Below are 23,889 nucleotides of genomic sequence, written 5' to 3'. Positions count from 1 at the left end.
GATGCGTGCGCTTCGCTTGGGCACATCATGGGGCGGGCTGTTGTCCGGGCCTTTGGCCTGGGCGGTGTCGACGCAGCTGAACTATGCGTTCGTGGAGTGGCAGTGCGCCCACGGCGTTCCCCTCATACTGGTCATTGCGCTGGTGCTGACAGTGCTGGCCCTGCTCGGCGGCGTGCTTTCGTGGCGGGCGCGCCAGCAAGGTGGCGCCGCCTTTAAACCGGATCGTACGCGCGGCACCGAGGATTTCGTCGCCAATATCGGCATTCTCAGCGCGGTGCTGTTTGCGCTGGTAATTGTCATGCAAGGCGCCGCCTCGCTCATTCTTGACGGCTGCCTGCGATGAGCTTCGACGCGCTCTTCTCTACCACGATCTGCTACGGTGCCGGCGCCGCGCAGGCCGGCTGGACGCTGGCGTTGCCGATCACGCTGCCGCTAACCATGGTCGCACTGCTTTACGCGGCAGGCGCCTTTCGGCTGTGGCGGCGGAGTGCCCGCAGCCGCCCGTTGCGGTTGCGGCAAGCCCTGCTGTTTGCGACCGGCTGGGCCATTTTGGCGGCAGCACTGGTCAGTCCGCTCCATGCATTGGGTGAGCGGGTCTTCACCGCCCACATGATCGAGCACGAACTGTTGATGGCGGTGGCGGCACCCCTGCTGGTCGCCTCCCGGCCGGCGGCGGCGATGATGTGGGCATTGCCGATCAAGCTGCGGCTGGCATTTGGCGCAGCCGGGCACGCGAAGATGCTGCAGGCGGTTTGGGCCACCATCAGCCGCCCTGTAACGGCCACCGTCCTGCACGGCGTCGCCATATGGGCATGGCATATTCCGGCGCTGTTCGAGGCGGCGCTTGCACAGGGTGTCCTGCATTACGCGCAACATGCCAGCTTCTTCGGTTCCGGCCTGCTGTTCTGGTGGGTCCTGCTGCCGCGTTCAGGCCGCGAACAAGCCTGTGGCAGCGCAGTCATGCACCTCTTCTTCACGTCGCTGCACACTGGCCTGCTCGGAGTGCTGCTCCTGGTCTCGCCAAGGCTGTGGTATCCGGAAAATGGCGCAGGCGCAGACCTATGGAATCTTAGCCCGCTCGAGGACCAGCAACTCGCCGGTCTGGTCATGTGGGTTCCGGCCGGCCTGATCTATGGCGGCGCGGCGTTGCTGCTGGCCGGCCTGTGGATCCGCTCGAGCAGCCGAAAGGACCGGGAGGCGTCGCATGCGCTTCACGCTGTCTAAAGCCGTAATCGGCGCTGCGGTTATTGTCGTGCTCGTTGCAGCCCTGGCCGGGATTTTGTTGTACTTCGAGCAAAGCCGTCGGGTCGAGCAGAAGGCCGACAATGCGACCGGCGGCGTCGGCGCCCGCGCCATTCCGATCATGATGGCCAATGGCTGCGCCGGTTGCCACACCATCACCGGCGTTCCCGGCGCGCAAGGGTTAGTCGGTCCACGCCTCGACGCAAGCCTGGCCACCCGGGTCTATGTCGGCGGCGTCTTGCGCAATAGGCCGGAGAACCTGATCCGCTGGATCCGTGCGGCAAGGGAGATCAATCCGCATACGGCAATGCCTTCGACCAGAATTTCCGATCAGGAGGCGCGGGACGTCGCTGCCTACCTCTATTCGCTGAAATGACATCGTTGCTCGCCTAGTCGAGATCAAACACTGCCGGCAGTCTACCGATGCCGGTTTGCCGGACCGGCAATCGTCACCGCCTTCGGCTCGATGCCTTGCTTGCCGACGAACCTTTCGGAACCGGCCCGCATCGGCGAGGCTGCCCGCGGTCGCGTCGCACATCGCGGCCGACGCGAGCGCCCGCTATGGCCCGGGCAATCTGCTGGTGCGGATTGTTTCGCGGGCATCTCGGATATGAGCTTCTTTGGCGAGGGGGCCGAGTCCGGTCCGACGTCGTCGTCCGCAACACGCCGATGTGGGCAACATTCCTACCCTCAATATGGTGGGGAACGAGACTACCATACGCCGTGCGACCGTTTGCATATCGGCTATGCTTTCGACGTACTGTCGCAGGTTGTGAGAGCTGTTTATGCTGCACTTCTTGAAGAGCAGGGTTAGGTGTAAAAGCTCGACAGTCAACACCTCGCCAGGAACAAATCGGCATAGCCACGGTTTGGTTCTACACGTCAAACCGCGAGGAAATCCTATGGATACTGATGTCAATTCCGAAACCCGCTCGATCTTCATTGTCGGGCTGCGCAACGCCCACGCCATGGAGAACCAGGCACTGTCGATCATGAAACCTCAGGTCAAGCGGATCGAGAACTATCCGCAGGTCGCCGACCGCCTGCAGCAGCATATCACGGAGACCGAAGGGCAGATGGCCCGCCTGGAATCCATTCTGGATGGCCTCGGTGAGGACCATTCCACATTGAAGGACACGGCCATGTCGATGGTCGGCAGCATGGCCGCGATGGGACATTCCGTAGCCGGCGACGAAATCCTCAAGAACAGCTTCGCCAACTTTGCATTCGAAAATTACGAGATCGCCGCTTACAACTCGTTGCTCGTACTCGCCGAGGCCGGAGGGTTTAGTCAGGCAACCAATTCCCTTCAGCAGAATCTCAGCGAAGAAGAGAAAATGGCCGACTGGTTGAGGCAGAACCTGCGCGGTGTCACCTTGCAATACGCCAGGCTGCGTGAGGCGGGAGAGACCGCCAAGAGTTAGGCCGCCCGGCGGGCCGAGAGGAATTCCTAGCAACCACCCCTGTCGAATTGACGGGGTTGTCTAATCGCCGCTGGGACGTCAAGCATGTAATTGCGTTGAGACGACGCTGCCGGGTGCATGGTTGTCTTCGCGGTCGACATCAGTCGCCGCATGATGGAGCTCCGCGGACGAGCCTTCAATGTGGACGACGCACTTTGCTGAGACAGCGGTGCAATCCCATCAGCGGAATGGCTCGGCTCACGTCCCGGCAGGGACGTCTCAGGCGCTCAGATCCTGAACGCTATTCGCAAGATTTCATGCTGTGGCGCCTGCATTTCGATCAAAGAACTCACCGGTCTTGAGCATCGAATGCATTATCACCGCCAGTTTGCGCGCCACAGCCACGGCAGCTCGTTTGAAGCCAAACCCTCTCCCGGAGCCTGAGGCCCCACGTGCGCAGGCTGCTGTCGATCGAGCTGCGTGTCAGGATGACCGCCGCAGCCTCATAGAGAAGTCCCCGCAAATGTCGATCGCCGCGTCGGGATATATGGCCGTCATAATCGACTTCTCCCGATTGGTAGCGGCGAGTTGTCAGGCCGATCCAAGCGGCAACAGAGCGGGACTTCTTGAAGTTGCCCGGATCTTCAATGGCCGTGGCGAAAGAGGTTGCGGTAATGGCGCCGATGCCGGGGATCGACATGAGTATGCGGCATGCTTGGCTTTGACGTGCATCTGCGACAAGCTGGCGCCCAAGCTCGGCGGCACGGATGCGAATGCTGCACCAGGCTTCCAACATCGGTAGGACGACAGGAGCAAGCTCGCTCTGATCGATAAGAAGGCTCCGGACATTCTTTTCGAATGTAGTTCCCTTACCGGCGGGAACGAGCAAGCCGAACGTTTTCATGATCCCTCGGATCTGGTTGGAAAGCTCGACGGTGATCCGGACCAGCCGAGTGCATGCTGCCACGAGCGTGCGGGTCAACATACTGTCGAAGCCTTTCACGCGCACCTCGCGAAAGAATCCTGCTTCAGCAAGACGCGCCAAACCATCGGCGTCATTCGCATCCGTCTTGTTCGCCGCCATATCGAGAGCGGCTTTGGCATTGCGCGCATCGATGCAGATGGCTGGCAATCCCTCGGCGCGCAGCGCATGATAGAACCAAACTGACAGCGGGCCGGTTTCGAACACGACGCGCTTTGCGGCCGGCGCCCGCTTGCGGACAAGCTCGGCAATGATCCTGGGATCAGATGCGCACTTCCCGCGCCAGATCCGTTCGCCTTCACGGCGGATCGACACCGCCGTCTCTTTCATCGACACGTCGAGACCGATATGTTCTTCCATGGCTGTTCTCCGTTGATGCTGGGCCCGGCGTCCAGTCGTGAGCCCGTATTTCATCTTATCGGGGAACAGCCACCCTCCAAGGCTATGATCGGTTCCAGGGCGCGTCGCTCCCGCGATTACCCCATGTGGTTGTTTTTTTTCAGAATGGACAGTGCTGCTGAGGCCCGTTGGCCAGACACGCTTCATGCAGCCCGACGAACCGAACGGATTCAGAGCGAAGAATCGGAACGGACCGGAGCGCCTCGGCTAATGACTTGAGCGCCGCGATCATATTTGTCTGCGGAAGGTTGCGGACTCCTAGCCGACTTCGATGTGCCAACCGCGAGGCGGCCCGTGGTCGGAATCGCCACGAACGACCGCAGCGCTATCACGTTGTTTCGGGAGAATCGTTCGAACTGGGAACCTCGTCGGTCTCCGGCAAACGATCGCGAATCGCTTCCTCAGTTTTGCTTGCCGTCTTTTTCACGACTTTCTCGACGCGGTCGACCAAGGTCTCGGCGTCGCTGCTGGAACCCTGTCGGTCAGCCTCTTCTTTTACAGTCTCATATGCTTCGGCGGCGACCTGCTTGGCTTGTTCCACGCCTTCTTCAAAGAGCTCCTCGGCACTGTCACGAAGCTTGTCGCGGTAGGGGCCGAGTTGTTCGTCTTCCGCGGCGGTGTGAGGCAGCATCACGCCGATGGCGGTGCCCACGGCAAGGCCCACCGCGGCCATTGCCAGAGGTTCGCGCTGGAACAGGTCTCGCGTCGACTGCCGCACCCGCCCCGCCATATCGTTGGCGCTCGAGCCGAACTGCCCGGCCGTGCTTCTTAATCTTTCTTTGGCGCCGCTCGCAACGTCTGCGACAGCCTCAGTCCCACCGCCTGCCACGGAAGCAACCGAACGAGCGGCATCGGAGAGCATGGAGCCGGCGGAATCTTCGCTCTCGGCACCGTACTCATCGCCGCTTGAGTCCTGCCAGGCCCCGCCCAAGCTCCGCTGGTCAGAGAAGGTTCGGCTGCCGTCAGGTTCCCTGCTGGTCGAATAGGCACCAAGTGCTGAACTGTCTACCGACGTGCCCTTGCCAAGCATCAGCCAGGCCAGGCCCGCGCCGACCAATGTAAGCGGCAACGGATTGTCCCTGACCTGAGTCTTAAGATTGCTGAGCATGGCGGATCCCTCGCCGCTGAACATCCCGGTGAATTCGTCGATCAGTTGGCCCGGTGTCATCTTGCTGCGGATCGAGTCTGCGGTATCTGCCACTCTGGCGCGAGCAATATCAGCATCGCGTTCCAACTCGGCTGCGGATTTGTCGGTCATCTTATCTGTTCCTTGATCACGCGTGCGTCGCGTTTAAGTTGGTCTTGTGTCCGGTCGGGGGTCAACTCTGAGGGAGCCATGCTTGCCTTGCCGGAGCGCAAGAGTATGACGCCCAGTACTGCCACCACGACGCCGACGAGCAGCGAGGACCATCCGGCTCCCAGCCCGGCGCTCGCCAAGGCAATCACCAGCGCCTGCAAAAGCACCATCAGGGCGGCGAGCAGGCAAATGGCGCCTCCCATTACCTCCACGGCGCCGGCGCCGGCCTTGCTTACCTTTTCCGACATTTCAGCCCGCAACAGCCTGCTTTCGGTTTGAAGCAGTGTTGTGACCTGCTGTGCCAGATCGCTGACAAGGGTTGTCAGGCTGCGAGTGTCCTGATTGTCAGTCATGGGTTTTGCTCCAGGCTTGCATTGGCCCAGTCATCGCCGGACTGATCGGATACTAGCGGGGCCGGCTCCACTGCCTCTGCCGATCGCCCTCCGAACTCATTCGAGCTAGGACCGGTCTCGGGCGCCCGGCCTGCTCCCGACCGGCGCGGTGCTCCGGCTTGGGCAGAGGGCGGCGAGCTCTTGATGAACCGCCCCAGCGCCAGGCCTGCCAATACCGAACCGGCGATCAGCGCCCCCGAGTTTTCGCGGCCGAACGACTGAATTTCGCCAAGCACCTCGTCGAACGGTTTATCCTTCAGGGACGAGGAAAGCCGCTCGAGCCCGCCTGCGGCGTCAAGGGCGAATTTCGAAGCGGTCCGTTGATCATTATTGGCAAGATGCTCGCTTGCCGCGCGCAATGCGCCGCTGAAGGCCTTCAGATTGGCGCTCACGTCGCGCTGCGTTCCCTCCGCCTTGTTGAACAATGCTTGCTTTGCTTCCGATGCGTAGTCTCCGGCTTTCCTGGTGATCTCGTCACGCGCATCGTGGAGCGCTTCCGTCGCGGTCTGCTTTTCTCGCTGTAGTCTTTCCGAAAGCTCGCTTCTGGCTGTCTCGAAATCGGCCGTCTGACGGCCCTGATCGTCCTGGTCCTGCATGGTGTCTCCTAGTGGAATCCGAGGAAGGAGAGGATCGCAAGCACGACGACGACGAAGCCGATGAGATAAATAACACTGTTCATGGCGCAATCTCCTCCACTGCGCACCGAACTTGCCTGTGCTTCCCGTGTTCCCCTCAGGCGTCATCTTTTTTGGTAAGCGAAGCCTAACCAGCCTCAAGACGGGATGTTGTCCTGTGCCGATGGCGGTGAGCGCGCGGTTGGAAATGATACGAGACCGGACTCCGGTGCGACTTACAGGTCGAGGCGCAGGTCCGCTCCGGCACATGGCGCTGCATGGGCCGGAATCTTTCCGTAGTGCTTTGACTGGGCATTATCGCAGTGGGACCTGCCTGCGACCTACCACTCGATCGCAGGCCGCGCGATCATCAGCCAGAAAATCCCGAGTACGGCAGCGAAGGCGGGGAAGCCGAAGGCGAACCACAGCCAGAAGAGCCGATGATAGCGCGGCGGCAACGGCGCGCCTGCAGCGGCGGCTTGCGATGCCAGCTTGCGCATCTCCATTTGCATCCAGACGACCGGGAGCCAGAACATTCCGGTGAAGATATAGAGCGCGATCGAAAGTACGATCCAGCCCTCCGACAGCGAGTAGCCGGCCTGCCAGGCGAGCGCGGCTCCGGTCAAAGGTTGCGCGACCACGGCCGTCGCGGTGAAAAGGAAGTCGGCGACGACGACGACACGCGCCACCGCCGCAACCGTCGCGGCATTGCCGGTCCTGTGGGCGAGCAACATGAAGAAAGCGATACCGGCGCCGGTACCAAGCAGCACGGATGCGCCGATGACATGCAGAAATTTCAGCAGGAAATAGAGCATCAACGCTCCTCCAGCACTGCCAAGGCCACAAAGTGCAGCACCAGGATCGGCAACACCTTGAGGAACGGCCCAAGCGGGTCGTTCCACAGCTCGGGGCTCAGAAAGCTTCCGACGACCAGGTAGAAGAGCGAGAGCGCGATGCCGCCATAGAGGCCTTTTCGCGCCGCCGGCCGCCAGGCTAGGAGCGCGCCGACGGCGATGTCGGCAAGAGCACCGGCTATCACGATCGGCGGCGACAAGATGCCCGCCCCCGTGCCTTGCATCAGATCGACGCCGCTGCGGTAGCCGGTGGTCAGCGACACAATTCCCGTCACGATCCACAAGAAGGGCAGGACGACGAAGATCGCAGGCTTGATGAAATACAGCCGGGCAAACCATTTTTCCTGCACCGTTGCCGGATTGAGCGCGAGGAAGCCCGCCAGGGTTTGCGGGCGTATGCCGGTCGTGGCGGTCCAGTCCGAGGGATCTCCAACCCCTCCTCGGGCAATCTCTCTGGCCGCGTTGGTGCGCATCGGTGGACGCCAGCCGAACATCGCGGCAAGGTCGCCGAGGCGGTAGAGAAGCCTTGCAACAGCCGCCGGCAAGACAAACCTGGCTGCAGGAGCCCAGCCGAGCCATCGGCGATAGCTGCCGACGACCTCGTCCATGCTCAGCTGTTCGGGACCGACAAGTTCCAGCACGATGCGAGACGGACTGGCGGGATCGAGAAGGAAGACGACGGTTGAGACCACGTCGTCGAGCTGCACCACTTGGAGCGGGCCGGTGCCGGGCATGGACGGCAGCACCGGCAGCGAGGCGAGACCCCTAAACAATGCGCTGGCCCCAAACACCGGCCGGCCGAGCACCACGGACGGGCGCAGGATCACCCAATCCAGATCAAGCGCCATAAGCGCTTGGTCGCCAGCCAGCTTCGTCGCCGAGAATGCCGAAGGCTGCGCCCGATCGACGCCGATTGCCGAGAAGTGGATCACCCGGGCAACCCCTGCCCGCGCACAGGCGAGGAAGAGTGCTGCCGCCGCCTCGCGATGGACTTCGCGCGTCTTTTCACGAGGGCTATCCTGCAGAACGCCGGCACAATTGACGACGGCGTCTATGCCCCTGAGATGCGGTAGCCAGTCTTCGGGCTGCAGCGCCACCGCCATGTCCAGCACCAGCAATTGATAATTGCCGGTCCGGTTTGCGCCGGGGCTGCGGACCAATCCGATCACCTCATGTCCTTCGGAAAGAAGGCGTGCCACGACGGAGGCACCGATTAGGCCGGTGGCGCCGGTAACCAGGACTTTCACTGGACCCCATTCTCCGACGGCGGGAAAGTATCGTTCATTCCGGTTTATCGCCCTCGATACTCCCCTTCATACCGGAAAGTTCTTCCGTCGTGCATAACAACCGCGGCCGCGCCGGATCGGAGATGTCGAGCTTGTCCCAAGGGATGCGGTACATGCTGTCGCGACTGCGCAGTCGAAAGACATTGAGGACCGCAATGCCGATGGCCGAAGCGGACAGACGCTCGAAGGCCGCGTAGATGCCGACATGGTACTCGGCAATCACCAGGTCGTCGCCATCCGATTCTGCGCGTATCTCCTCGATATGACCGATGCTTTTGCCGCGCTGCGAAAGCACATTCCTGCCAGCCAATTGCTCGAGATTGATAGTAGCCATCATCCAGCTCCCGGGATACGCCCAATGACATGATCGCGCAGCCAGTCCTGCCAGTCGAAAATCGCCGTTTCGCGGACGTCGATATCGAACTCGATGTCGACGCCGATGTCGCGCACCTTGTTCCAGGCGATGCGGTGCGGCTCGGCATGGCGCTTGCCGCCGAGCCTTGCCGCAAGCCGCGCCATCCAGCGCCCGGGCCGCTGGCCAAGCCGGCGCGCCAGCGTGATCGAGCCGAGCTCGACCGCAATGATTTTTGGCGGCTTGCCTGGCCTGAGTTCGGCCACCAGCCCGTCAACCTTGCCGATCTTGACCTGCTCGCGGTCGACCACTTGCTTGTCCAGGATGTCACGCAGCAAATCCATCACGTGCCTCCGAACATCTGCAAAGGAATGGTCACGATCGCGAGCAAGAAACCGAGCGCGATGATGAAGATAACCGCGGCATTCGCGATGATGCCATTGCGGTGCTCGCCGATATAACGCTCGTCGTTCAGCAGGAAGAGGAACGGCACCACGGTTAGCGGCAGGCTGGCGGCCGTCAGCGCCATGGAGAAGATGGTGAGCTTCAGCGGATCGAGACCCAGTGCGATCGGAATGGCGGCGAGAAACAGCGAGACCGTATACACGGTGCTGAAACCCGGGTCGTCGCGCGGTTTCAGGTTCTCGCCCCAGGTCCAGCCGAAACCCTGCGCCACAAGGTAGGCTTGCTGCAGGCCGATTTCGAGCGCGGCGCCGAAGCAGGCAATGCCTAGTGACGCAACGAACAGGACGAACCCCCAGAAACCGAAGATCTGAATCAGCATCAGCGGCAGTTGGTGGTAGTCGTCGACCTGCACTATGCCGTGTGCTGCCAGAACGAGCGCCGCCACAATCAGCACACCCATAGCGATTGTGCCGCCAAAACTCATGCCCAGGCCGGCAATCGCCCGATTGGCTCCGAGATAGCTCTTGTCCCACTCGTCCTCGATCGCTCCCGACGAATAGAACATGAACAGATAGGGCGAGATCGACGCACCAAGAATGCTGACTGCCATGAACCAGTAGTTGGCCGCGTCGTGATCCGGCAGTGTTGGCACGGCCCCGGCCGCGACCTGCCCCCAATCGGGCTTCAGCATGACGGCGCCAACCACGAAGCACAGCGTGACCAGCCCGAGGATCGCGACGCCTTTTTCGATGAATCCGAACGTGCCTTTCCAAAGGAACAGCCATGCCAGAAAAGCGACCGGCAGCGCCCACCACTGAAAGCCGATGCCGGTGGCGAGCTCGAGCGCAATCGCAACACCGCCGATTTCGGCTGCCATGACCAGGAAGTTAACCAGCAAAGTGGCGAGCAACGGCCACAGAAAGGCGTTGAAGCCAAACCGTTCCCGGATCCCGTCGGCGATGGTGTGATGACTAACTGCGGCGAAGCGTCCGGCCATTTCGACCAGGAAGATGATGCAGATCGTGCCCAGGACGACGGCCCATATCAGCTGAAACCTGAACGCGGCGCCGGCCTGAGCGGCGGTCGCCATTGATCCGACCTCAAGAAAGCCGCCAACGCTGGTGACGACGCCGAGCGATATTTCGAGCAGCTTCTTCATGATTTCGGCGCGAAATATTTCGCGTAGGACGTGCTCAGGTCGGCGGCGGCGGCCCGCAGATCCTGCTGCGCGTGTTCCACTTCCGAGCGGTTGCCGTTCTGCACGGCCGTCGCCGCGCGAATTACCGCTGCCGAAAGCCGTCCAACCGCCATCCTCAGACCGGCTTGGCCGCTGGACTCAGGCGACTTGCCGGACTGGATTTGCGCACCGGCATCGGCGAGCGCCTTGCCGGCCGATTGCAAAGTGCGCGACGTGTATTCCGACGGGGCTTCCCCAGCGATCCAGCTCTCCAGGACCAGCGATGCGGTCTGTGTGGCGGAAGCCGCGGTTTTCGACTGCTGCTCGACCTGGCCGGAAGGCGAGCATGCCGTCACTACAAATATTATCAGCAGCAAGCGCAGGCGGTCTGGTCGAGAACCGACGGCTGTAACGGCATTTACAATACGTGCTTGTAGCGTTGCTGCCACACGATTGTTCTCCCCGGCACCAGGCGACTTCGGCGCGAAGTTTGATCTAGAGCGCTGGGTGATCAGGTCAACTGAATCGCGATGAACGGCGCTGGCACCGCGGAACAAACCAGCGATCGCCGGATTAGGGGATGACGAGGCAAAGGCCATGGACAGGGAAGAGCGTATCAGGCAGCGAGCCCATGAGATCTGGGAGCGCGAAGGCCGTCCGCAAGGACGCGAGCGCGAGCATTGGGATCAGGCCGTGCAGGAGATCGAAGCTGAGGGTTCCGAGGCCGAACGCGGCCCGGTCGTGCCCGATCCAACGGTCGAGGCCGGCTCCGATCCGGAGGCACGCGGCAGCAAGCGGCGGCGAGGGACATGAGGCCGATGCCTCGTTTCGTCGCCTGGATCGTGGTCGTACTGGTCGTGCTGTTCGCCGCCTGGCTGATGATCGGGCGCGACAGAACCGGCGGCGGAGGTCAGCCCACGCCGCACGCAATTGATCAAAATGGATAGGAACCGACATGACGGGAACCGATACTCATCCTGAACAAGACCCGGCGGAAGGATCGCGATCGATAGTGGAAAAGCAGCTCCGCAACGAGCAAGGCGGTGAGGGTCAAAATCGCAAAGCCGAGCCAGCTTCCGACACATCCGGCAGCAAGACCAAGACACCTTCGGAAGCGCGCAAGAAAGGCTCAGGCTTGGATTGAGCCGGCCGAAAGCGGGCTCACACTGCCGTTTGCCTCGAAATAATAGGGATAGCGCTCCTGGACGATTTCGAGCACCTCGAAGATGCGGCGAAGATGCGTTCGCATCGCCTCTTCCGCCGCAAGCGCGTCGGCCTGCTCGAGCGTATCGACAATCCGCCGATGTTGGCCGAGAACCACCGACATGCTGTCGAGGCGCGGGAAAGACAGGAAACGGAAGCGGTCCATGTGCAGCTTCGCCGCGCTGATGTCGGCCCAGATTCCGGGGAAGCCGGCATGGCTGGCGATGTGCTGGTGGAACAGCTCGTCCGACTTGAAAAAGCGCCTGTCGTCCGCGATGGAGGCGAACGTCTCCTGGACCGCCAGTTCGCCTTTGAGCATGGCGAGCAGTTCGGCGCGACGCGGGCTCTCGACCGCGCGCTTGATCAGGCCGACTTCGAGCGCTTCGCGCAGAAACTGCGATTTCTCGAGATCGGCAATCCGGAGCGGCGCCACCATGCTGCCGCGCTGCGGATAAATGTCGATCAAGCCAAGACCGGCCAGCCGGGCGAGCGCCTCCCTGACCGGCGTGCGGCTCACGCCGAGGGCTTCCGACATCGCCTTTTCAGAAATCAGCTCGTGCGGCTTCAGGCGGAAGGTCAGGATCTGGTCGAGCAAAACCTCGAACGTCCTAGCCGCGACTGAAGCGCCGGGGGCGGTTTCGTCGAGCCGCCCCTCGGTGATGGTCCGCGTTCCCAAAAGCCGTGCCATCGGCGACCCCTTATAGGCTCTGCAGCTTCAAGCCGTTCATGAAATGCCTGCGCAAGCAGCAGCGCCGACGTTATTCCTTGCGCGGAGAACCGCCGATGCGCGCCAGCAGGCCGCCATCGACGCGTACGACCTCGCCGGTGACGAAGGAGGCATCGTCGGACAGCAGGAAGGCGACGACTGCGGCAATCTCTTGCGGCTGGGCGGTACGGCCGAGCGGATGCATGTTGTCGAGGATGCGCAGGATCTCGTCGGGCTTATCGTTGAGCTTGACCGCATCCCGCAGCATCGGCGTGTCGACGGCGCCCGGAGCGACGGCATTGACGCGCACACCGAGCGGCGCATAATCGACGGCCATCGATTTGACCAGCCCGATCAGGCCGTGCTTGGCCGTGCTGTAGGCCAGAACCCCTTCCTGGCTGGCCAGACCCTGCACCGAGCTCATATGGACGATGGCGCCGCGGCTTTGCCGCAGCAGCGGCATCGCCGCGCGGGAGAGCAGGTAGGCAGCCTTGAGGTTGACGTTCATCACCTCGTCCCAAAGCGCCTCGTCCGTGGTCTCCACCGTTCCGTAACGCTGGATGCCGGCATTGTGGGAGAGCATGTCGAGCCCGCCGAACGCGGATCGGGCAAGCTCGACGGCGCGGCCACAGGCTTCAGTGTCGGCGGTCGAGCCAAGCACGGTGTGCACGGTCACGCCGCGCGCCGAAAGCTGCGCCGCGACGTCATCCAGCTGATCGCCCGCCCGGTCGAACAGAATCAGGTCGACGCCTTGCCCGGCCAGCCTTTCGGCGACAGCACGGCCGATGCCCATGGCCGCCCCCGTGACCAGTGCGCGTTTTTTGAACTCAGCCATTTATTCTCCCTCGAACAGTTGCGCAGCGACTGCCATGGTAGTCGATCGGCGCCACTTGACGTGCCCTTCTTTGCCGAACCGGCCCAACCGTGTTCGGCGTCATGTCGATCCTTGCATGAAAGCCAGCGTTTCCGCGCGCGTCGGTGCGCCAAGACGTCCGCCAAAGCGCAGGCACTTTAGCGCGGCGGCGGCGCTGGCCACTGCTACCGCCCGCTCTTCGTCCCAACCTTCGGCCAGACCGAGAGCGAAGGTGCCGTGAAACACGTCGCCTGCCGCCAGGGTGTCGACGGCTTCGACCCGCGGCGACGGCAGATGACGGACATCATTGCCGCCCGGGTGCCGGAACGCGGTGCCGTTCGCCCCATCGGTGACCGCCACGAAGGCGCCGGTCCGTTCGCCGAGAATGGCGACGGCGGAACCGGCGGAAACCTCTGGACCGCAAAGGATGCGTGCCGCCGGCAGCGAAGCAACGACATGCGAGGCGAGCGGCAGTAGCCGGTCGAGCACCGGTCGCGACGCGACATCGGCGTCAAGGATCGCCGGGATGCCGCACTCGCGAGCCTTCGCCAGCGCCAGGGCCGCGGCTCCGGGCCAGCGGACATCAACCAGCACGGCGTCGAAGCGGGAAAAATCCGCGGGCGGAAGACGGTCAGGATCGGCTTGCGTGATTGCATCGTAGAAGGGCACAATCATACGCTCGCCGGCGGCATCGACCAGGATCGTGGCAATGGCCGAGCGACCGCCTTCAACCCTGCGCACCAGCGAACAGTCGACCCGCTCCGCCTCCATCTGGCCGATGACATCGCGGCCGACAGCATCGTCGCCGACGCTTGCCCATAGCCAGACCTGCCCGCCCTGGCGGCTGGCTGACGCGGCGGCGCTTGCCGCCATCCCGGCCGCGATCTGCACGGCCTCGCTCGGCAGGAACTTGCCGGCGCCGGAGGGCAGGACATCGAGGCGCAAGATCGTGTCGTAGGTGAGCGCGCCGACGCAGAGCAGGCGGGGCGCCGTCATTGCAGCCGGTAGCCGCGCTGATGGGCAATCGCTGTCATCACGCCTCTCAATTCGGCAAGGCCGCGAAGACGGCCGATCACGGGGTAGCCGGGATGGGTGTGCCGCGCGGCGTCATCAATCAGCTCGTGGCCATGATCCGGGCGAAACGGCAGCAGCGCCGCCGGTTCACCGGCATCGCGGCGGCGTTGCTGCTCGTCGAGCAAGATCGAGACCACCGAGACCATGTCGACATCGCCGCTCAGATGCTCGGATTCCATGAACGAGCCGTCCGGGTCCATGCTGACATTGCGCAGATGCACGAAGTTTATCTTGTGCGCAAAGCGCCTGGCGATGGCGGGCACGTCATTGGCCGGGTTGGCGCCCAGCGACCCGGTGCACAAGGTGAGGCCGCTATGGGCCGATGGCACGGCGTCCAGGATAAGGGCGATGTCGTCGGCGTTCTTGACGATCCGGCACAGGCCGACGAGATCGCGCGGCGGATCGTCCGGGTGGATCGCCAACGTGACGCCCGCCTCTTCGGCCGCCGGCAGCACGTTTTCGAGAAAACGGACGAGGTTCTCGCGCAGCCGGTCGTGCGACAGGCCCGACTGCTCGGCCACCACTTCGCGCAATTCTGCTATGTCGTAGCGTTTGAAGGCGCCCGGCAGGCCGGCCATGATGTTGGCGAGCAGACGCTCTTTTGACGTATCCGGCGTCGTCTCGAACCATTCGCTCGCCCGCTGGAGAACATCGGACGCATAGTCGCGCTCCGATCCCTTGCGCTGCAGCATGTAGCAATCGAACGCGGCAAGCTCGTGCATGTTCATGCGGAGCGCCCGTCCGCCGCCCGGCAGCGGCGCAGCCAGGTCGGTCCGGGTCCAGTCGAGGATCAGCATGAAGTTGTAGCAGACCGTGCGCACACCGCAGGCGCCGAGATTGCGTAAGGTCTGCCTGAAATTGTCGTAGAGCCGGTCGAGATCGCCGCGGCCGAGCTTGATGTCCTCGTGCACGGGCACACTCTCGACGACGCTCCATTTCAGGCCCATCGCCGGATCCGCTTCGATAAGCGCCTGGCGCTGCCTGATGGCGTCGATCGGCCAGACTTCGCCGTAAGGGATGTCGTGCAGTGCCGTCACGATGCCGGTCGCGCCGGCCTGCCTGGCATGGGCAAGCGTTGCTGCGTCGCTCGGCCCAAACCATCGCCACGTCTGCTCCATTCGACCTCCAGCTGCGGAATTTCTCGATGAGGACCGCTGATGTATTGGATACTACCATGGCAGTCAATTGCTTGCCGCAGCCCAGTGCCTGTGTCTGCGTTCGGGCCGCCCCCTATGAGAGATTACAACGGTACGTGGCGTTCAGATTGAACGGCTATGCAAGGTCCGAGTTTCGGCTGGCCCAAATCGCGCCGCGTTCGAACATCGTGCGCATTTGCGGCACGGCGAACTCGTCGGCGGTGTGGCCGAGCGCGCTGTAGAAGACGCGGCCCTTGCCGTAGCGGCGCTTCCAGACGACCGGCATGACGACGCCGGCGATGAAATCGAGATGCTCGCCGGTGAAAGTAGTCGTCGCCAGCACCTCGTTGGTCGGATCGACATGCATGTAATACTGCTCTGAACGGTAGGCGAAGCCGTCGATGCCCTGCATGACCGGATCGTCTGGCCTGGTGATGTCGACGTGATAGTCGATGATGTTGCCGGGATGGGCGACCCACTGGCCGCCGGTCATGAACTGGTATTCCGGCTCGTTGCGGAAGCTGTCGCACATGGTGCCGTGAAAGCCCGCAAGGCCGGTGCCGGCCCTGACGGCGCTGGTCAGGTTTTGCAGCTCCGGCTTTTCGATCGTCGACATGGTGATCACCGGGACAATGAGATCGAGCATGCCCAGCTGCGGATCGGCAAGCGCCGAAGTCCCCTGCTCCAGCTGCACGTCGAAGCCGTTGCCGGCCAGCATCTCCTTGACGATTTCGGCGCTCCGGGCCGGGGTGTGACCTTCCCAGCCGCCCCAGAAAATCAGTGCCGTCTTGCTCATCGCATTATTCCCTATTCCAGAATTCCGAAAGGCAGGTCGGCCTGCATCGGCGCCGGCCGGGCGCAGCCATATCTCAGGTCGATACGCTGGCCTATCTCTGCTGAAGAGATGATCGATTCCATGATTTCCAGGACATGGAGGGAAAGATCGAGACTGGCGCGGTGTTGCCTGCCCGAGACGATCGCCTGCGCCATGTCGGCAAGGCCGAGGCCCCGGTAATTGCCGTCGCCATAGGAATGGATCTGATCGGCCACCGTCCAGTCGCCCTTGCACTGGCTGGTCCTGATGTCGCCCTGGAACTGGTTGGGATCGGAGACGATCATCGAGCCCGTGGTTCCGTAAAGTTCGATGTGATTGTGTTCATGCTTCCAGACGTCGAAGCTGGTGGTGATCGAGACCGCGGCGCCATTCTCGAATGCGAGCAGGCCGGAAATATGGGTCGGCACCTCGACCCGGATGGTCTCGCCCTGGCGCGGTCCAGAACCGATGGTGCGGGTGGCGTAGGATGACTTCGCCTGCCCGGTCACGGATTTTACCGGACCCAGGAGATTGACCAGGCAGGTCAGGTAGTACGGTCCCATGTCGAGCATCGGCCCGCCGCCGGGCTGATAGTAGAAATCCGGATTGGGATGCCAGAGCTCGTGGCCGGGCACCTGCATGAAGGCAGAGCCGGCGACAATGGTCCCGACCGTATCCTTATCGACCAGCCGCCGCGCCGTTTGGTGGGAGCCGCCAAGAAAGGTGTCGGGTGCACAGCCGACGCGCACGCCCTTTTCGCGCGCGGCCGCGACCAGCCGCTCGGCGTCGCCGAGCGTCGTTGCCAGCGGCTTCTCGGAATAGACGTGCTTGCCTTGCCCGACAGCCTGCAGGCCGACCGGCACATGATGCTGCGGCGTCGTCAGGTTGAGCACGATCTCGACGCGCGGATCGGCCAACAGCGCGTCGACCGGCATGGCAGCCAGGGCGTAGGTCGCTGCCTTGGCCTCGGCCGCCGTCCGGTTGACGTCGGCGACGCCGACAATGTCGAGCACCGGGAATTGTGGCGATGCCTTCAGATAGGCATCCGAAATGTTGCCGCAGCCGATAATGCCGACGCCGATGCTGCGCATGGGCTTCTCCTCAAAAGGCGGCATTGATGAAACAGCAGAACTCGTTTGTCACCCCCCTTTCGGCCGGACGAGGTTATCCCGTGACAAGGATATACCTCGAGAGCCTCAGAACCGCCGCCCGATCACAATCGCGCGCCTATGCGCGAGCGGCTTGATTTCGAGGTCGAACGGCCGGTACTCAGCAACACTGCCTCATGTAGCTTGCTCGACATTTCTGATGCCCGGCTTTGAGCACAGCACAGATTTTCACCCGTAGAAGGACGCACATGATCCGCCCACAAGGAACCATCGCACCGATCCTGACGCCGTTCGAAAACGACGGCCGCATTGCCCGCGACCTCTGGATATCACACGCCAAGTGGGTGCTGGATCAGGGAGCGCATTTCCTGTCGCCGTTCGGCACCACGGGCGAGGCGTTGTCCGTCTCGTTGCGCGAGCGCATGCAAGCGCTGGAGTGGCTGGTCGAGGCCGGCATTTCGCCAAGCCATCTGATGCCCGGCACCGGTGTCACAGCACTTGCCGAGACCGTCGAGCTGACGGCGCATGCCGTCGGGCTCGGCTGTGCCGGGGTGATGGTGCTGCCGTCGTTCTTCTATACGGCCGCCGGCGACAACGGACAGGCCCGCTACTATGGCGAGCTGATCGAACGGGTGGCGAACCCGGCGATGAGGATGATCCTCTACCACATTCCGCAGAATTCCGGCGTACCGGTGAGCCCGGCGCTGACCGCCCGCTTGAGCCAAGCGTTTCCGGATGTCGTGGTGGCTTACAAGGACAGCGCCGGCGATTGGAACAACACCGTGGCGGTCATTGCGGCAGCTCCAGGGGTCGCGGTGTTCCCGAGTTCGGAAGCACAGCTGACGAAAGGCCTCGCCAACGGTGCTGCGGGCTGCATCTCGGCGACGGTCAATCTGAATGCCGCAGCGATCCGGGCCCTCTACGACGCAGCGCTGGCGGGAGAGGACATTACTGACGCGGATGCCGCCATTAAGGCGTTCCGCAAAATCATCCAGGACGCCGGCCTCATCTCCGCGATGAAGGCAGTGCTGGCGGTACGGTCCGGCGACAGACGCTGGCTGAACCTGCGCGCGCCGCATGAGAACGCGACGCAAGCCACCGGCGAAGCTTTGCTCGCCGCTCTCGGCCCGCTAGCCGACCATATCGGCCGGAGCTGACTATCGGGCCGTGTTCAGGGCGGCAGCAGCGCGTATCAGCGCCTTGAACGCATTCTCATCTATGTCTTCGCCCTCACGGATATCGATGGCGCGCCTGGTGTTGCCTTCGAGACTGGAGTTGAACAGGCCTGAAGGATCCTGCAGGGAGGCGCCCTTTGCGAAGGTCACCTTCACGACGTTCTTGTAGGTCTCGCCGGTGCAGATTATTCCGGCGTGCGACCACACCGGAACGCCTCGCCACTTCCACTCCTCGACCACTTCCGGGTCGGCCTGCTTGACGAGAGCACGGACATGGGAAAGCGTCTTGCCTCGCCAATCGCCCAGCTCACTGATCCTCGCATCTATCAGCTGAGAGGGAGAGCTCTCTGCATTTCCTTCCATAGAGCCACTCTTCATCATCATTGTCACTTTCCCTAGGGTTGTTGCCGCTCGCCCGTCACATGAATACCGCTAGTCGGCACCGGGTTTGCGGGATGACTCGCATTCCACTCACATTCGCTCGCCAGGCAACTGGCTGGCTTGCTTTACCCAGCCGGTGAGTTGAGCTTCGTCGAGCTGGTCGTCCTCGCGGATGTCGAGGTAGCGCACGTCCTTGTGCTTGGACTCGCCTGGAGGGACAGGATGCAGCGACGTGCCGCGGAAGAAAGCCAGCTTGATGTACTTTGTGAAGCAATGGAAGTTGAGGAACCAGCCTTGACCCTCTACGCCATAGAAGGGCGAGTTCCATTTGACGGCCTTGCGCAGGTTGGGAACGTTGCGCTCGATGAGTGCGTCGAGGCGGCGTCCGACGTCGCGTTTCCAGCCCGGCATGGCCGCGATGTAGGCCTGCACGGGAGCGTCACCATCACCCTTCGGGATCTGCGGGTTGCCGCCTGCGAGGAGGACCGGCTTGGCGGCTGCAGGCTTGGCGGCGGGCTTCTTCGCGACCGCCGCTGACTTGATGGACGTCTTGTCGGCCATGCGTTCACTCCAATGCGCCGGTGCCCCCTGCGTTGCGCCACTTGGGAGCGTAAGGCAGCACGAACATGTACAGCCCGGTAAGCAGGAGCAAGCCGAGTGGAAACAGCGGCAAGAGGTATACCCAGTAGGCGGGTTCCTTGCCTACTCCCAGGCTGATGAAGATGGCGGCGACGACCGTCGCAAAGATAATCGATAGCCAGCGGTGGATCTGCCGAACCCATTTGTTCCAATCCATTGAGACCTCCTCTGAAGACGAACCGAAGCGGATCGGGCAGCCCGTTTGGCGACTCCCGCCGGGCAGCCACGCCACTGAACGCATGCTTTACCAGCGCGCCAGTTGGGTGATTTGAACGAGATTGCCGCAGTTGTCGTTCAGCTGGGCGATGGTCGAGCCGGTTACTTCGGTCGGCGGCATCGTGAACTCGGCGCCGCGCGCTTTGCTGCGCTCGTAGTCGCCCTTGACGTTATCGGTGAAGAACATGACCGCGGGCTGGCCCTGCTGGAAAATGGCTTGCTGGTAGGTCTTTGCAGCGGGGTTGTCATTGAGCGCGAGTTGCAGCTCGGCACTGTCCGGCTCGTCGCGTGATGCGACGGTCAGCCAGCGAAACGGCCCATTGCTGAAATCGGCCTTCTTGGTAAAGCCGAGCGTTTCGGTGTAAAAGCCCAGTGCCTTTTCCTGGTCGTCCACGAATACTTTGGCCAACTTGATCTTCATTGGCTTGCCTCCATTATCGCCTCGTGATGTCGCTCTGTAACAGAGCCCTTGCCTGGATAGCCCAGCGGATCTCAGTCCGTCCGCGCCAGAACCTGCTCCAGATCGTCAAAGAACCTCGGCCAGCCGACTTTGGCACCCCGGAAGTAAGGCTGCTGATCCGGCCGGAAGCCCGACTGTTCCATGCGCAAGCGGGCTCCGGTGCTCGTGGGGGTGAGGGTCCAGGAGACGACACTCTTGAGATCCTTGGTATCCCACGTGTAAGTCAGTGTTCTGTTCGGCTCGACCGTCTGCACCTGACATTCGACAGCGCCCCAGTCTGCGTGAAGATTGAAACGGTGGTCCGCGACAGGTTTGAAGTCATTTTTCATGAGCCACTCCTCGATCAAGTGTGGTTGCGTGAGCGCGCGCCAGATCTTCTCGGGCGGATAAGCGATTTCCCGTTCGACAACGACGGAGAGCGTTTCGGTCGACGTTCGGTTCACTGGTCCATCCTTTTGAGCAGGTCTTCGAGGTCGTCGAACCGGCTCTGCCAGAACCCGGTCATCTGGCTTGTCCAGTCGATCAGGGGGGCAAGCGCAGCAAGCTGCGCGCTATAATGGGTCTGTCGCCCTGCATGGCGGTCGCGCACGAGCCCGGCCTGCCTCAAAACGCCGAGATGTTTTGACACGGCCGGTTGCGAGATCCCGGCCTGAGCCGTCAGAGCCCCGACCGTCTGCTCTCCTTCGCGACACAGCCGCTCAAAAATAGCGCGCCGAGTCGGATCGGCAAGCGTTCTGAAGAGTACATCGTGAGCGTTTGGCATTGGGATCGATAACCCTTCGGCTATTGATCGATGTATAACCACCGGGATATGTGTGAGTCAAGCGGGAAGCGGCATAATTCTCGTTGCAGGTCACCTGCTTCGCTCACGCAGCCAGTTGCTTATTCGCCGTGCTCTGCACTGGAATTGTCACGCGTTTATATGCTATATGACCATCTACATGGTCAGGAGCTGAGATGGACGCGGTCAATTTGGCGGACGCCAAGGCACATCTGAGTGAGCTCGTCGACCGGGTCGAGGCTGGAGACTCGATCGACATAACCCGGCGTGGCAAGCCGGTCGCCAGGCTCACGGCCGTGGCCCGCCCTCGCAAACGGATCGACGCCGTCCTGCTCCAATCCCTGACCGCAACCATGCCTCTGCAAGCTCAGGCTGCCGCCGATCTGGTGCGATCGATGCGAGATGGCGATCGCTATTGACGTCCTATCTCGATACTTCGCTGATCATCGCGGCGCTATCCAACAAAGCCATGACCGCGCGCGTTCAGGGCTGGCTGGCGGAGCAGGACCCAGCGCAACTTGTGATCAGCGACTGGACCATCACCGAGATGTCCTCCGCCATGGCGATCAAGCTTCGGACCGGACAGATCGACCTGGAGCAACGCGCGGCAGCGCTCGCGATGTTCAATAGGCTTGTCGCTGAGAGCTTCACCGTGCTGCCGGTGACGGGCGGGCATTTTCGGGTCGCCGCGAAATTCGCCGATCAGCATATCCTCGGGCTTCGTGCTGGCGACGCCCTGCACCTCGCGACGGCATCGGAGCATGGCGCCACGGTGTGGACCCTCGACCAGCGACTCGCCGAGGCAGGACCGATTCTCGGCGTGCCGACGCAGTTGCTGGCATGATCGAGGCCCTCTCCTCCAAAATGAATAAACCGATTGAGGCTCGCCGAGCGGTACGGCCTTTCCACCTATGAAGCGATGATCGCCTCCGCGGCGGTTCACGCTGGCTGCGATACACTCTGGTCAGAGGACATGCAGCACGGAATGGCGCTCGACGAAGGCTTGCGCATCGTTAATCCCTTTCGCGTTGCGAGCTGATCACGCTCATTGAAGGGGGCTGGCCGGGAGCGAACTGGCGGCTTTCGATGTTGCCGAGCGGCGCGTCGGGCACGGAGAGCGATGCTGTCAACCACAAGCGTCTGCGCGGGCGAGGAGAAAGGCCGCTTCGCGCACGTTGCGGGTGAGCTTGGCCGCAGCCTCGAATTCGGCGCGGGCCTCGGCCAGCCGGCCGGCCCGAAACAGAAAATCGCCCCTCGCCGCCGGCAATGGCGCATAATTGCGCAAGGCGGCGGCGTCGGCAATCTCGTCTACCAGCCGCAGGCCCGCTTCGGGCCCGAAGGCCATGCTGTGGGCGACCGCTCGATTGAGATCGACCACCGGCGAGGGCATCACTGCACGCAGCCGGTCGTAGAGCGCTGCGATGCGGGGCCAGTCGGTGTCGGCCGGACTGCGCGCCCGCGCGTGACAGGCTGCAAGCGCGGCCTGCAACACATAGGGGCCATCGCCCCCGAGGGCTTCGGCACGGGCCAGCGCGTCAAGGCCTCGGCGGATCAGCAGCTGGTCCCAGCGCGCGCGGTTTTGCTCGGTCAGGGTCAAGAGGGCGCCGTCCGGCCCGATGCGTGCCGGCAGGCGCGATGCCTGGATTTCCATCAGAGCCAGCAGGCCGAACACCTCGGCATCCTCGGCCATCAACCCCGCCAGCATGCGGCCGAGCCGTTGTGCCTCCAGGCACAGGCTCGGCCGGACAAGGTCGTCGCCTGCCGTGGCGGCATAGCCTTCATTGAAGATGAGATAGATGACCTCCAGCACCGAGGACAGACGCGCCGCACGCTCGGCGCCGCGCGGCACCTCGAAGCTGAGCCTGGCCTTTCCGATCGTCCGCTTTGCGCGGACGATGCGCTGGGCGATCGTCACCTCGCTCGACAGGAAAGCACGGGCGATCTCGTCCGTCGTCAGGCCGCCGATGACACGCAGCGTGAGGGCCGCGCGGGCGTCGGCCGAAAGTATGGGGTGGCAGGCTGTGAAGATGAGGCCCAGCAGTTCGTCGCCAAGATCGTTGTTCATGGCCATTTCGTTTCCCTCGGCCGTACCGTCGCACTCGCCGTCCAGCTCCCGCGCGATCTCCTCATGCTTGCGCTCGCGCATCTTGTCGCGACGAATCGCATCGATGGCGCGGTGTTTGGCGACTGTCATCAGCCAAGCGCCAGGATTGGCCGGAACGCCGGTCCTGGACCATTCGGATAGGGCTATGACGAGGGCGTCCTGCACCAGTTCCTCTGCAAGATCGACATTGCGCACGAGGCGGGCCAGGCCCGCGATGAGCCGGGCCCGTTCAATGCGAAAAATCGCCTCGATCGCCTGCTGCGTCTCGCCTGCCGTCATGCTGCCTTATCGGCCAAAGCCATAACGAAGGCAAAGCAGGTTGCGGCCGACAGGTTCAGTTGCCGCTGAGCTTCTCGCGCGTCCGGTCATGGATTTCCGTGACCTCCGGCGTCAGATTCCCATTGCCAATCAGCCATCTCGTACAGCGGCCGGATTTCAATCTCGCTCGGTCCCGGCATGGGATTGGGGCAGCGCTTCACCCAGGCGACCGCCTCGTCCATGTCCTTGACTTCCCAGAGCCAAAAGCCGGCGACCAGTTCGCGGGTCTCGGCGAAAGGCCCGTCGATGACCGTCCGGCGGGGGCCATCGAAGGCAACGCGCTTGCCCTGCGAGGAGGGCTTGAGGCCATCGGCGTCGAGCAAGATGCCGGCATTGCGCAGCTCGTCGTTAAACCTGCCCATCGCCTCCATCGCCTCCTTCGCCTCGGGCGTGGGGACAAAGCCCTTTTCGCTGTCCTCGGTAGCCTTCACGAGCACCATCACACGCATCGTCTGTCTCCTTGTTGAGCCGGACTCACCGGCCCGGCATCGAAACGACGAACGGAGTTTAGGAAATC

Annotated in this window: 33 protein-coding genes and 1 pseudogene; 10 read left to right on the top strand and 24 right to left on the bottom strand. The window is 62.7% G+C overall.

Annotated elements, in window-relative coordinates; genetic code table 11:
• The first annotated feature begins 1 nt into the window (after window position 1).
• The 4 genes from NKI08_RS21650 (at window position 2) to NKI08_RS21635 (ending at window position 2,666) form a co-directional block, all read left to right on the top strand.
• Entirely contained in the window at window positions 2-343 is a 342-nt protein-coding gene (locus NKI08_RS21650; RefSeq protein ID WP_352472927.1) for a hypothetical protein, read from the top strand.
• Window positions 340-1,224 (top strand): cytochrome c oxidase assembly protein, encoded by an 885-nt coding sequence (locus tag NKI08_RS21645; RefSeq protein WP_352472856.1) that lies wholly within the window; start codon window positions 340-342, stop codon window positions 1,222-1,224. Before NKI08_RS21650 ends, NKI08_RS21645 begins: the two co-directional genes overlap by 4 nt.
• Window positions 1,205-1,618, top strand: coding sequence for a c-type cytochrome (locus NKI08_RS21640; RefSeq protein WP_352472855.1), 414 nt, complete (start codon window positions 1,205-1,207; stop codon window positions 1,616-1,618). The genes NKI08_RS21645 and NKI08_RS21640 overlap by 20 nt, the downstream gene beginning before the upstream one ends.
• A gap of 526 nt (window positions 1,619-2,144) precedes the next feature.
• On the top strand, window positions 2,145-2,666 hold the full coding sequence (locus NKI08_RS21635; protein ID WP_352472854.1) for a ferritin-like domain-containing protein: 522 nt from the start codon (window positions 2,145-2,147) through the stop codon (window positions 2,664-2,666).
• 294 nt (window positions 2,667-2,960) lie between these two features.
• Here NKI08_RS21635 and NKI08_RS21630 read toward each other — a convergent pair.
• The 10 genes and pseudogenes from NKI08_RS21630 to NKI08_RS21585 all read right to left on the bottom strand — a co-directional run bounded on the left by NKI08_RS21630 (window position 2,961) and on the right by NKI08_RS21585 (window position 11,002).
• Window positions 2,961-3,987, bottom strand: a pseudogene (locus tag NKI08_RS21630) (IS110 family RNA-guided transposase).
• Window positions 3,988-4,354: 367 nt separating this feature from the next.
• Window positions 4,355-5,284: a hypothetical protein gene (locus NKI08_RS21625; protein ID WP_352473421.1), complete on the bottom strand. Its 930-nt coding sequence runs from the start codon at window positions 5,282-5,284 to the stop codon at window positions 4,355-4,357.
• The gene (locus NKI08_RS21620) at window positions 5,281-5,676 is read right to left on the bottom strand and encodes a phage holin family protein (RefSeq protein ID WP_292657573.1); all 396 of its coding nucleotides are present in this window, start codon (window positions 5,674-5,676) and stop codon (window positions 5,281-5,283) included. The genes NKI08_RS21625 and NKI08_RS21620 overlap by 4 nt, the downstream gene beginning before the upstream one ends.
• Complete coding sequence (locus tag NKI08_RS21615; protein ID WP_352772029.1) at window positions 5,673-6,311, bottom strand: hypothetical protein; 639 nt, start codon at window positions 6,309-6,311, stop codon at window positions 5,673-5,675. The genes NKI08_RS21620 and NKI08_RS21615 overlap by 4 nt, the downstream gene beginning before the upstream one ends.
• Before the next feature lie 359 nt (window positions 6,312-6,670).
• Window positions 6,671-7,144 (bottom strand): DUF2269 family protein, encoded by a 474-nt coding sequence (locus tag NKI08_RS21610; RefSeq protein WP_352473424.1) that lies wholly within the window; start codon window positions 7,142-7,144, stop codon window positions 6,671-6,673.
• Window positions 7,144-8,430 (bottom strand): SDR family oxidoreductase, encoded by a 1,287-nt coding sequence (locus tag NKI08_RS21605; protein WP_352772027.1) that lies wholly within the window; start codon window positions 8,428-8,430, stop codon window positions 7,144-7,146. Before NKI08_RS21605 ends, NKI08_RS21610 begins: the two co-directional genes overlap by 1 nt.
• A 34-nt stretch (window positions 8,431-8,464) precedes the next feature.
• Entirely contained in the window at window positions 8,465-8,803 is a 339-nt protein-coding gene (locus tag NKI08_RS21600; protein ID WP_352473427.1) for a hypothetical protein, read from the bottom strand.
• Window positions 8,803-9,165, bottom strand: a complete 363-nt coding sequence (locus NKI08_RS21595) for a hypothetical protein (RefSeq protein WP_352473428.1) — start codon at window positions 9,163-9,165, stop codon at window positions 8,803-8,805. Before NKI08_RS21595 ends, NKI08_RS21600 begins: the two co-directional genes overlap by 1 nt.
• Window positions 9,165-10,385 carry an NRAMP family divalent metal transporter gene (locus NKI08_RS21590; RefSeq protein ID WP_352473429.1) on the bottom strand — a complete coding sequence of 407 codons (1,221 nt, stop codon included), beginning with the start codon at window positions 10,383-10,385 and terminating at the stop codon, window positions 9,165-9,167. Before NKI08_RS21590 ends, NKI08_RS21595 begins: the two co-directional genes overlap by 1 nt.
• Window positions 10,382-11,002, bottom strand: coding sequence for a hypothetical protein (locus NKI08_RS21585; RefSeq protein ID WP_352772025.1), 621 nt, complete (start codon window positions 11,000-11,002; stop codon window positions 10,382-10,384). The genes NKI08_RS21590 and NKI08_RS21585 overlap by 4 nt, the downstream gene beginning before the upstream one ends.
• Between NKI08_RS21585 and NKI08_RS21580 the strand changes: the two genes are divergently transcribed.
• Genes NKI08_RS21580 through NKI08_RS21570 form a run of 3 tightly spaced genes read left to right on the top strand, consistent with a single transcriptional unit; the run spans window position 11,001 to window position 11,547 of the window.
• Window positions 11,001-11,216, top strand: coding sequence for a DUF2934 domain-containing protein (locus NKI08_RS21580; RefSeq protein ID WP_023676165.1), 216 nt, complete (start codon window positions 11,001-11,003; stop codon window positions 11,214-11,216). The two genes, NKI08_RS21585 and NKI08_RS21580, sit on opposite strands and share 2 nt — an antisense overlap.
• Window positions 11,217-11,221: 5 nt before the next feature.
• Window positions 11,222-11,350: a hypothetical protein gene (locus NKI08_RS21575; RefSeq protein WP_280952094.1), complete on the top strand. Its 129-nt coding sequence runs from the start codon at window positions 11,222-11,224 to the stop codon at window positions 11,348-11,350.
• Between the two features lie 8 nt (window positions 11,351-11,358).
• Window positions 11,359-11,547 carry a hypothetical protein gene (locus tag NKI08_RS21570; protein WP_352473431.1) on the top strand — a complete coding sequence of 63 codons (189 nt, stop codon included), beginning with the start codon at window positions 11,359-11,361 and terminating at the stop codon, window positions 11,545-11,547.
• Here NKI08_RS21570 and NKI08_RS21565 read toward each other — a convergent pair.
• From NKI08_RS21565 to NKI08_RS21540, 6 genes are all read right to left on the bottom strand, one after another.
• Window positions 11,533-12,294 (bottom strand): GntR family transcriptional regulator, encoded by a 762-nt coding sequence (locus tag NKI08_RS21565; protein ID WP_352473432.1) that lies wholly within the window; start codon window positions 12,292-12,294, stop codon window positions 11,533-11,535. The genes NKI08_RS21570 and NKI08_RS21565 overlap by 15 nt on opposite strands.
• Before the next feature lie 70 nt (window positions 12,295-12,364).
• Window positions 12,365-13,147 carry an SDR family NAD(P)-dependent oxidoreductase gene (locus NKI08_RS21560; protein WP_352451506.1) on the bottom strand — a complete coding sequence of 261 codons (783 nt, stop codon included), beginning with the start codon at window positions 13,145-13,147 and terminating at the stop codon, window positions 12,365-12,367.
• A 99-nt stretch (window positions 13,148-13,246) separates the two neighbouring features.
• Window positions 13,247-14,161 (bottom strand): PfkB family carbohydrate kinase, encoded by a 915-nt coding sequence (locus NKI08_RS21555; RefSeq protein ID WP_352473433.1) that lies wholly within the window; start codon window positions 14,159-14,161, stop codon window positions 13,247-13,249.
• Window positions 14,158-15,357: a mannonate dehydratase gene (gene uxuA / locus NKI08_RS21550; protein ID WP_352473434.1), complete on the bottom strand. Its 1,200-nt coding sequence runs from the start codon at window positions 15,355-15,357 to the stop codon at window positions 14,158-14,160. The genes NKI08_RS21555 and uxuA overlap by 4 nt, the downstream gene beginning before the upstream one ends.
• Window positions 15,358-15,511: 154 nt before the next feature.
• Entirely contained in the window at window positions 15,512-16,171 is a 660-nt protein-coding gene (locus NKI08_RS21545; protein WP_352473436.1) for a ThuA domain-containing protein, read from the bottom strand.
• Window positions 16,172-16,182: 11 nt separating this feature from the next.
• The gene (locus tag NKI08_RS21540) at window positions 16,183-17,280 is read right to left on the bottom strand and encodes a Gfo/Idh/MocA family protein (RefSeq protein ID WP_352772021.1); all 1,098 of its coding nucleotides are present in this window, start codon (window positions 17,278-17,280) and stop codon (window positions 16,183-16,185) included.
• Window positions 17,281-17,546: 266 nt separating this feature from the next.
• On the opposite strand from NKI08_RS21540, the gene NKI08_RS21535 reads away from it, so the two are divergent.
• Complete coding sequence (locus NKI08_RS21535) at window positions 17,547-18,455, top strand: dihydrodipicolinate synthase family protein (protein ID WP_352473438.1); 909 nt, start codon at window positions 17,547-17,549, stop codon at window positions 18,453-18,455.
• Here the strand turns inward: NKI08_RS21535 and NKI08_RS21530 are convergent, their stop codons facing one another.
• From NKI08_RS21530 to NKI08_RS21505, 6 genes are all read right to left on the bottom strand, one after another.
• Window positions 18,456-18,854: a DUF1801 domain-containing protein gene (locus NKI08_RS21530; protein WP_352473485.1), complete on the bottom strand. Its 399-nt coding sequence runs from the start codon at window positions 18,852-18,854 to the stop codon at window positions 18,456-18,458.
• 90 nt (window positions 18,855-18,944) lie between these two features.
• The gene (locus tag NKI08_RS21525; protein WP_352473439.1) at window positions 18,945-19,415 is read right to left on the bottom strand and encodes a DUF1801 domain-containing protein; all 471 of its coding nucleotides are present in this window, start codon (window positions 19,413-19,415) and stop codon (window positions 18,945-18,947) included.
• Window positions 19,416-19,419: 4 nt separating this feature from the next.
• Window positions 19,420-19,650, bottom strand: coding sequence for a hypothetical protein (locus NKI08_RS21520; RefSeq protein WP_352473441.1), 231 nt, complete (start codon window positions 19,648-19,650; stop codon window positions 19,420-19,422).
• An 87-nt stretch (window positions 19,651-19,737) separates the two neighbouring features.
• Window positions 19,738-20,130 (bottom strand): VOC family protein, encoded by a 393-nt coding sequence (locus NKI08_RS21515; protein WP_352772018.1) that lies wholly within the window; start codon window positions 20,128-20,130, stop codon window positions 19,738-19,740.
• Between the two features lie 71 nt (window positions 20,131-20,201).
• Window positions 20,202-20,612, bottom strand: coding sequence for an SRPBCC family protein (locus NKI08_RS21510; protein ID WP_352473443.1), 411 nt, complete (start codon window positions 20,610-20,612; stop codon window positions 20,202-20,204).
• Window positions 20,609-20,932, bottom strand: coding sequence for an ArsR/SmtB family transcription factor (locus tag NKI08_RS21505; protein ID WP_023716560.1), 324 nt, complete (start codon window positions 20,930-20,932; stop codon window positions 20,609-20,611). Before NKI08_RS21505 ends, NKI08_RS21510 begins: the two co-directional genes overlap by 4 nt.
• A gap of 194 nt (window positions 20,933-21,126) precedes the next feature.
• Here NKI08_RS21505 and NKI08_RS21500 point away from each other — a divergent pair, with 194 nt between their 5' ends.
• Together NKI08_RS21500 and NKI08_RS21495 are read left to right on the top strand one after the other, a co-directional pair.
• Complete coding sequence (locus NKI08_RS21500; protein WP_352468031.1) at window positions 21,127-21,369, top strand: type II toxin-antitoxin system Phd/YefM family antitoxin; 243 nt, start codon at window positions 21,127-21,129, stop codon at window positions 21,367-21,369.
• The gene (locus NKI08_RS21495; protein WP_352473444.1) at window positions 21,366-21,794 is read left to right on the top strand and encodes a type II toxin-antitoxin system VapC family toxin; all 429 of its coding nucleotides are present in this window, start codon (window positions 21,366-21,368) and stop codon (window positions 21,792-21,794) included. The genes NKI08_RS21500 and NKI08_RS21495 overlap by 4 nt, the downstream gene beginning before the upstream one ends.
• A gap of 282 nt (window positions 21,795-22,076) precedes the next feature.
• Here the strand turns inward: NKI08_RS21495 and NKI08_RS21490 are convergent, their stop codons facing one another.
• Window positions 22,077-23,333, bottom strand: a complete 1,257-nt coding sequence (locus NKI08_RS21490) for an RNA polymerase sigma factor (protein ID WP_352473445.1) — start codon at window positions 23,331-23,333, stop codon at window positions 22,077-22,079.
• An 86-nt stretch (window positions 23,334-23,419) separates the two neighbouring features.
• Window positions 23,420-23,821 (bottom strand): YciI family protein, encoded by a 402-nt coding sequence (locus NKI08_RS21485; protein ID WP_051406115.1) that lies wholly within the window; start codon window positions 23,819-23,821, stop codon window positions 23,420-23,422.
• Window positions 23,822-23,889 lie beyond the last annotated feature (68 nt).

This window comes from Mesorhizobium sp. M0768 (assembly GCF_040320195.1).
Taxonomy (GTDB): domain Bacteria; phylum Pseudomonadota; class Alphaproteobacteria; order Rhizobiales; family Rhizobiaceae; genus Mesorhizobium.
Note: the sequence above shows the minus strand (reverse complement) of the source record. Positions and strands in the feature narration are given on the sequence as shown.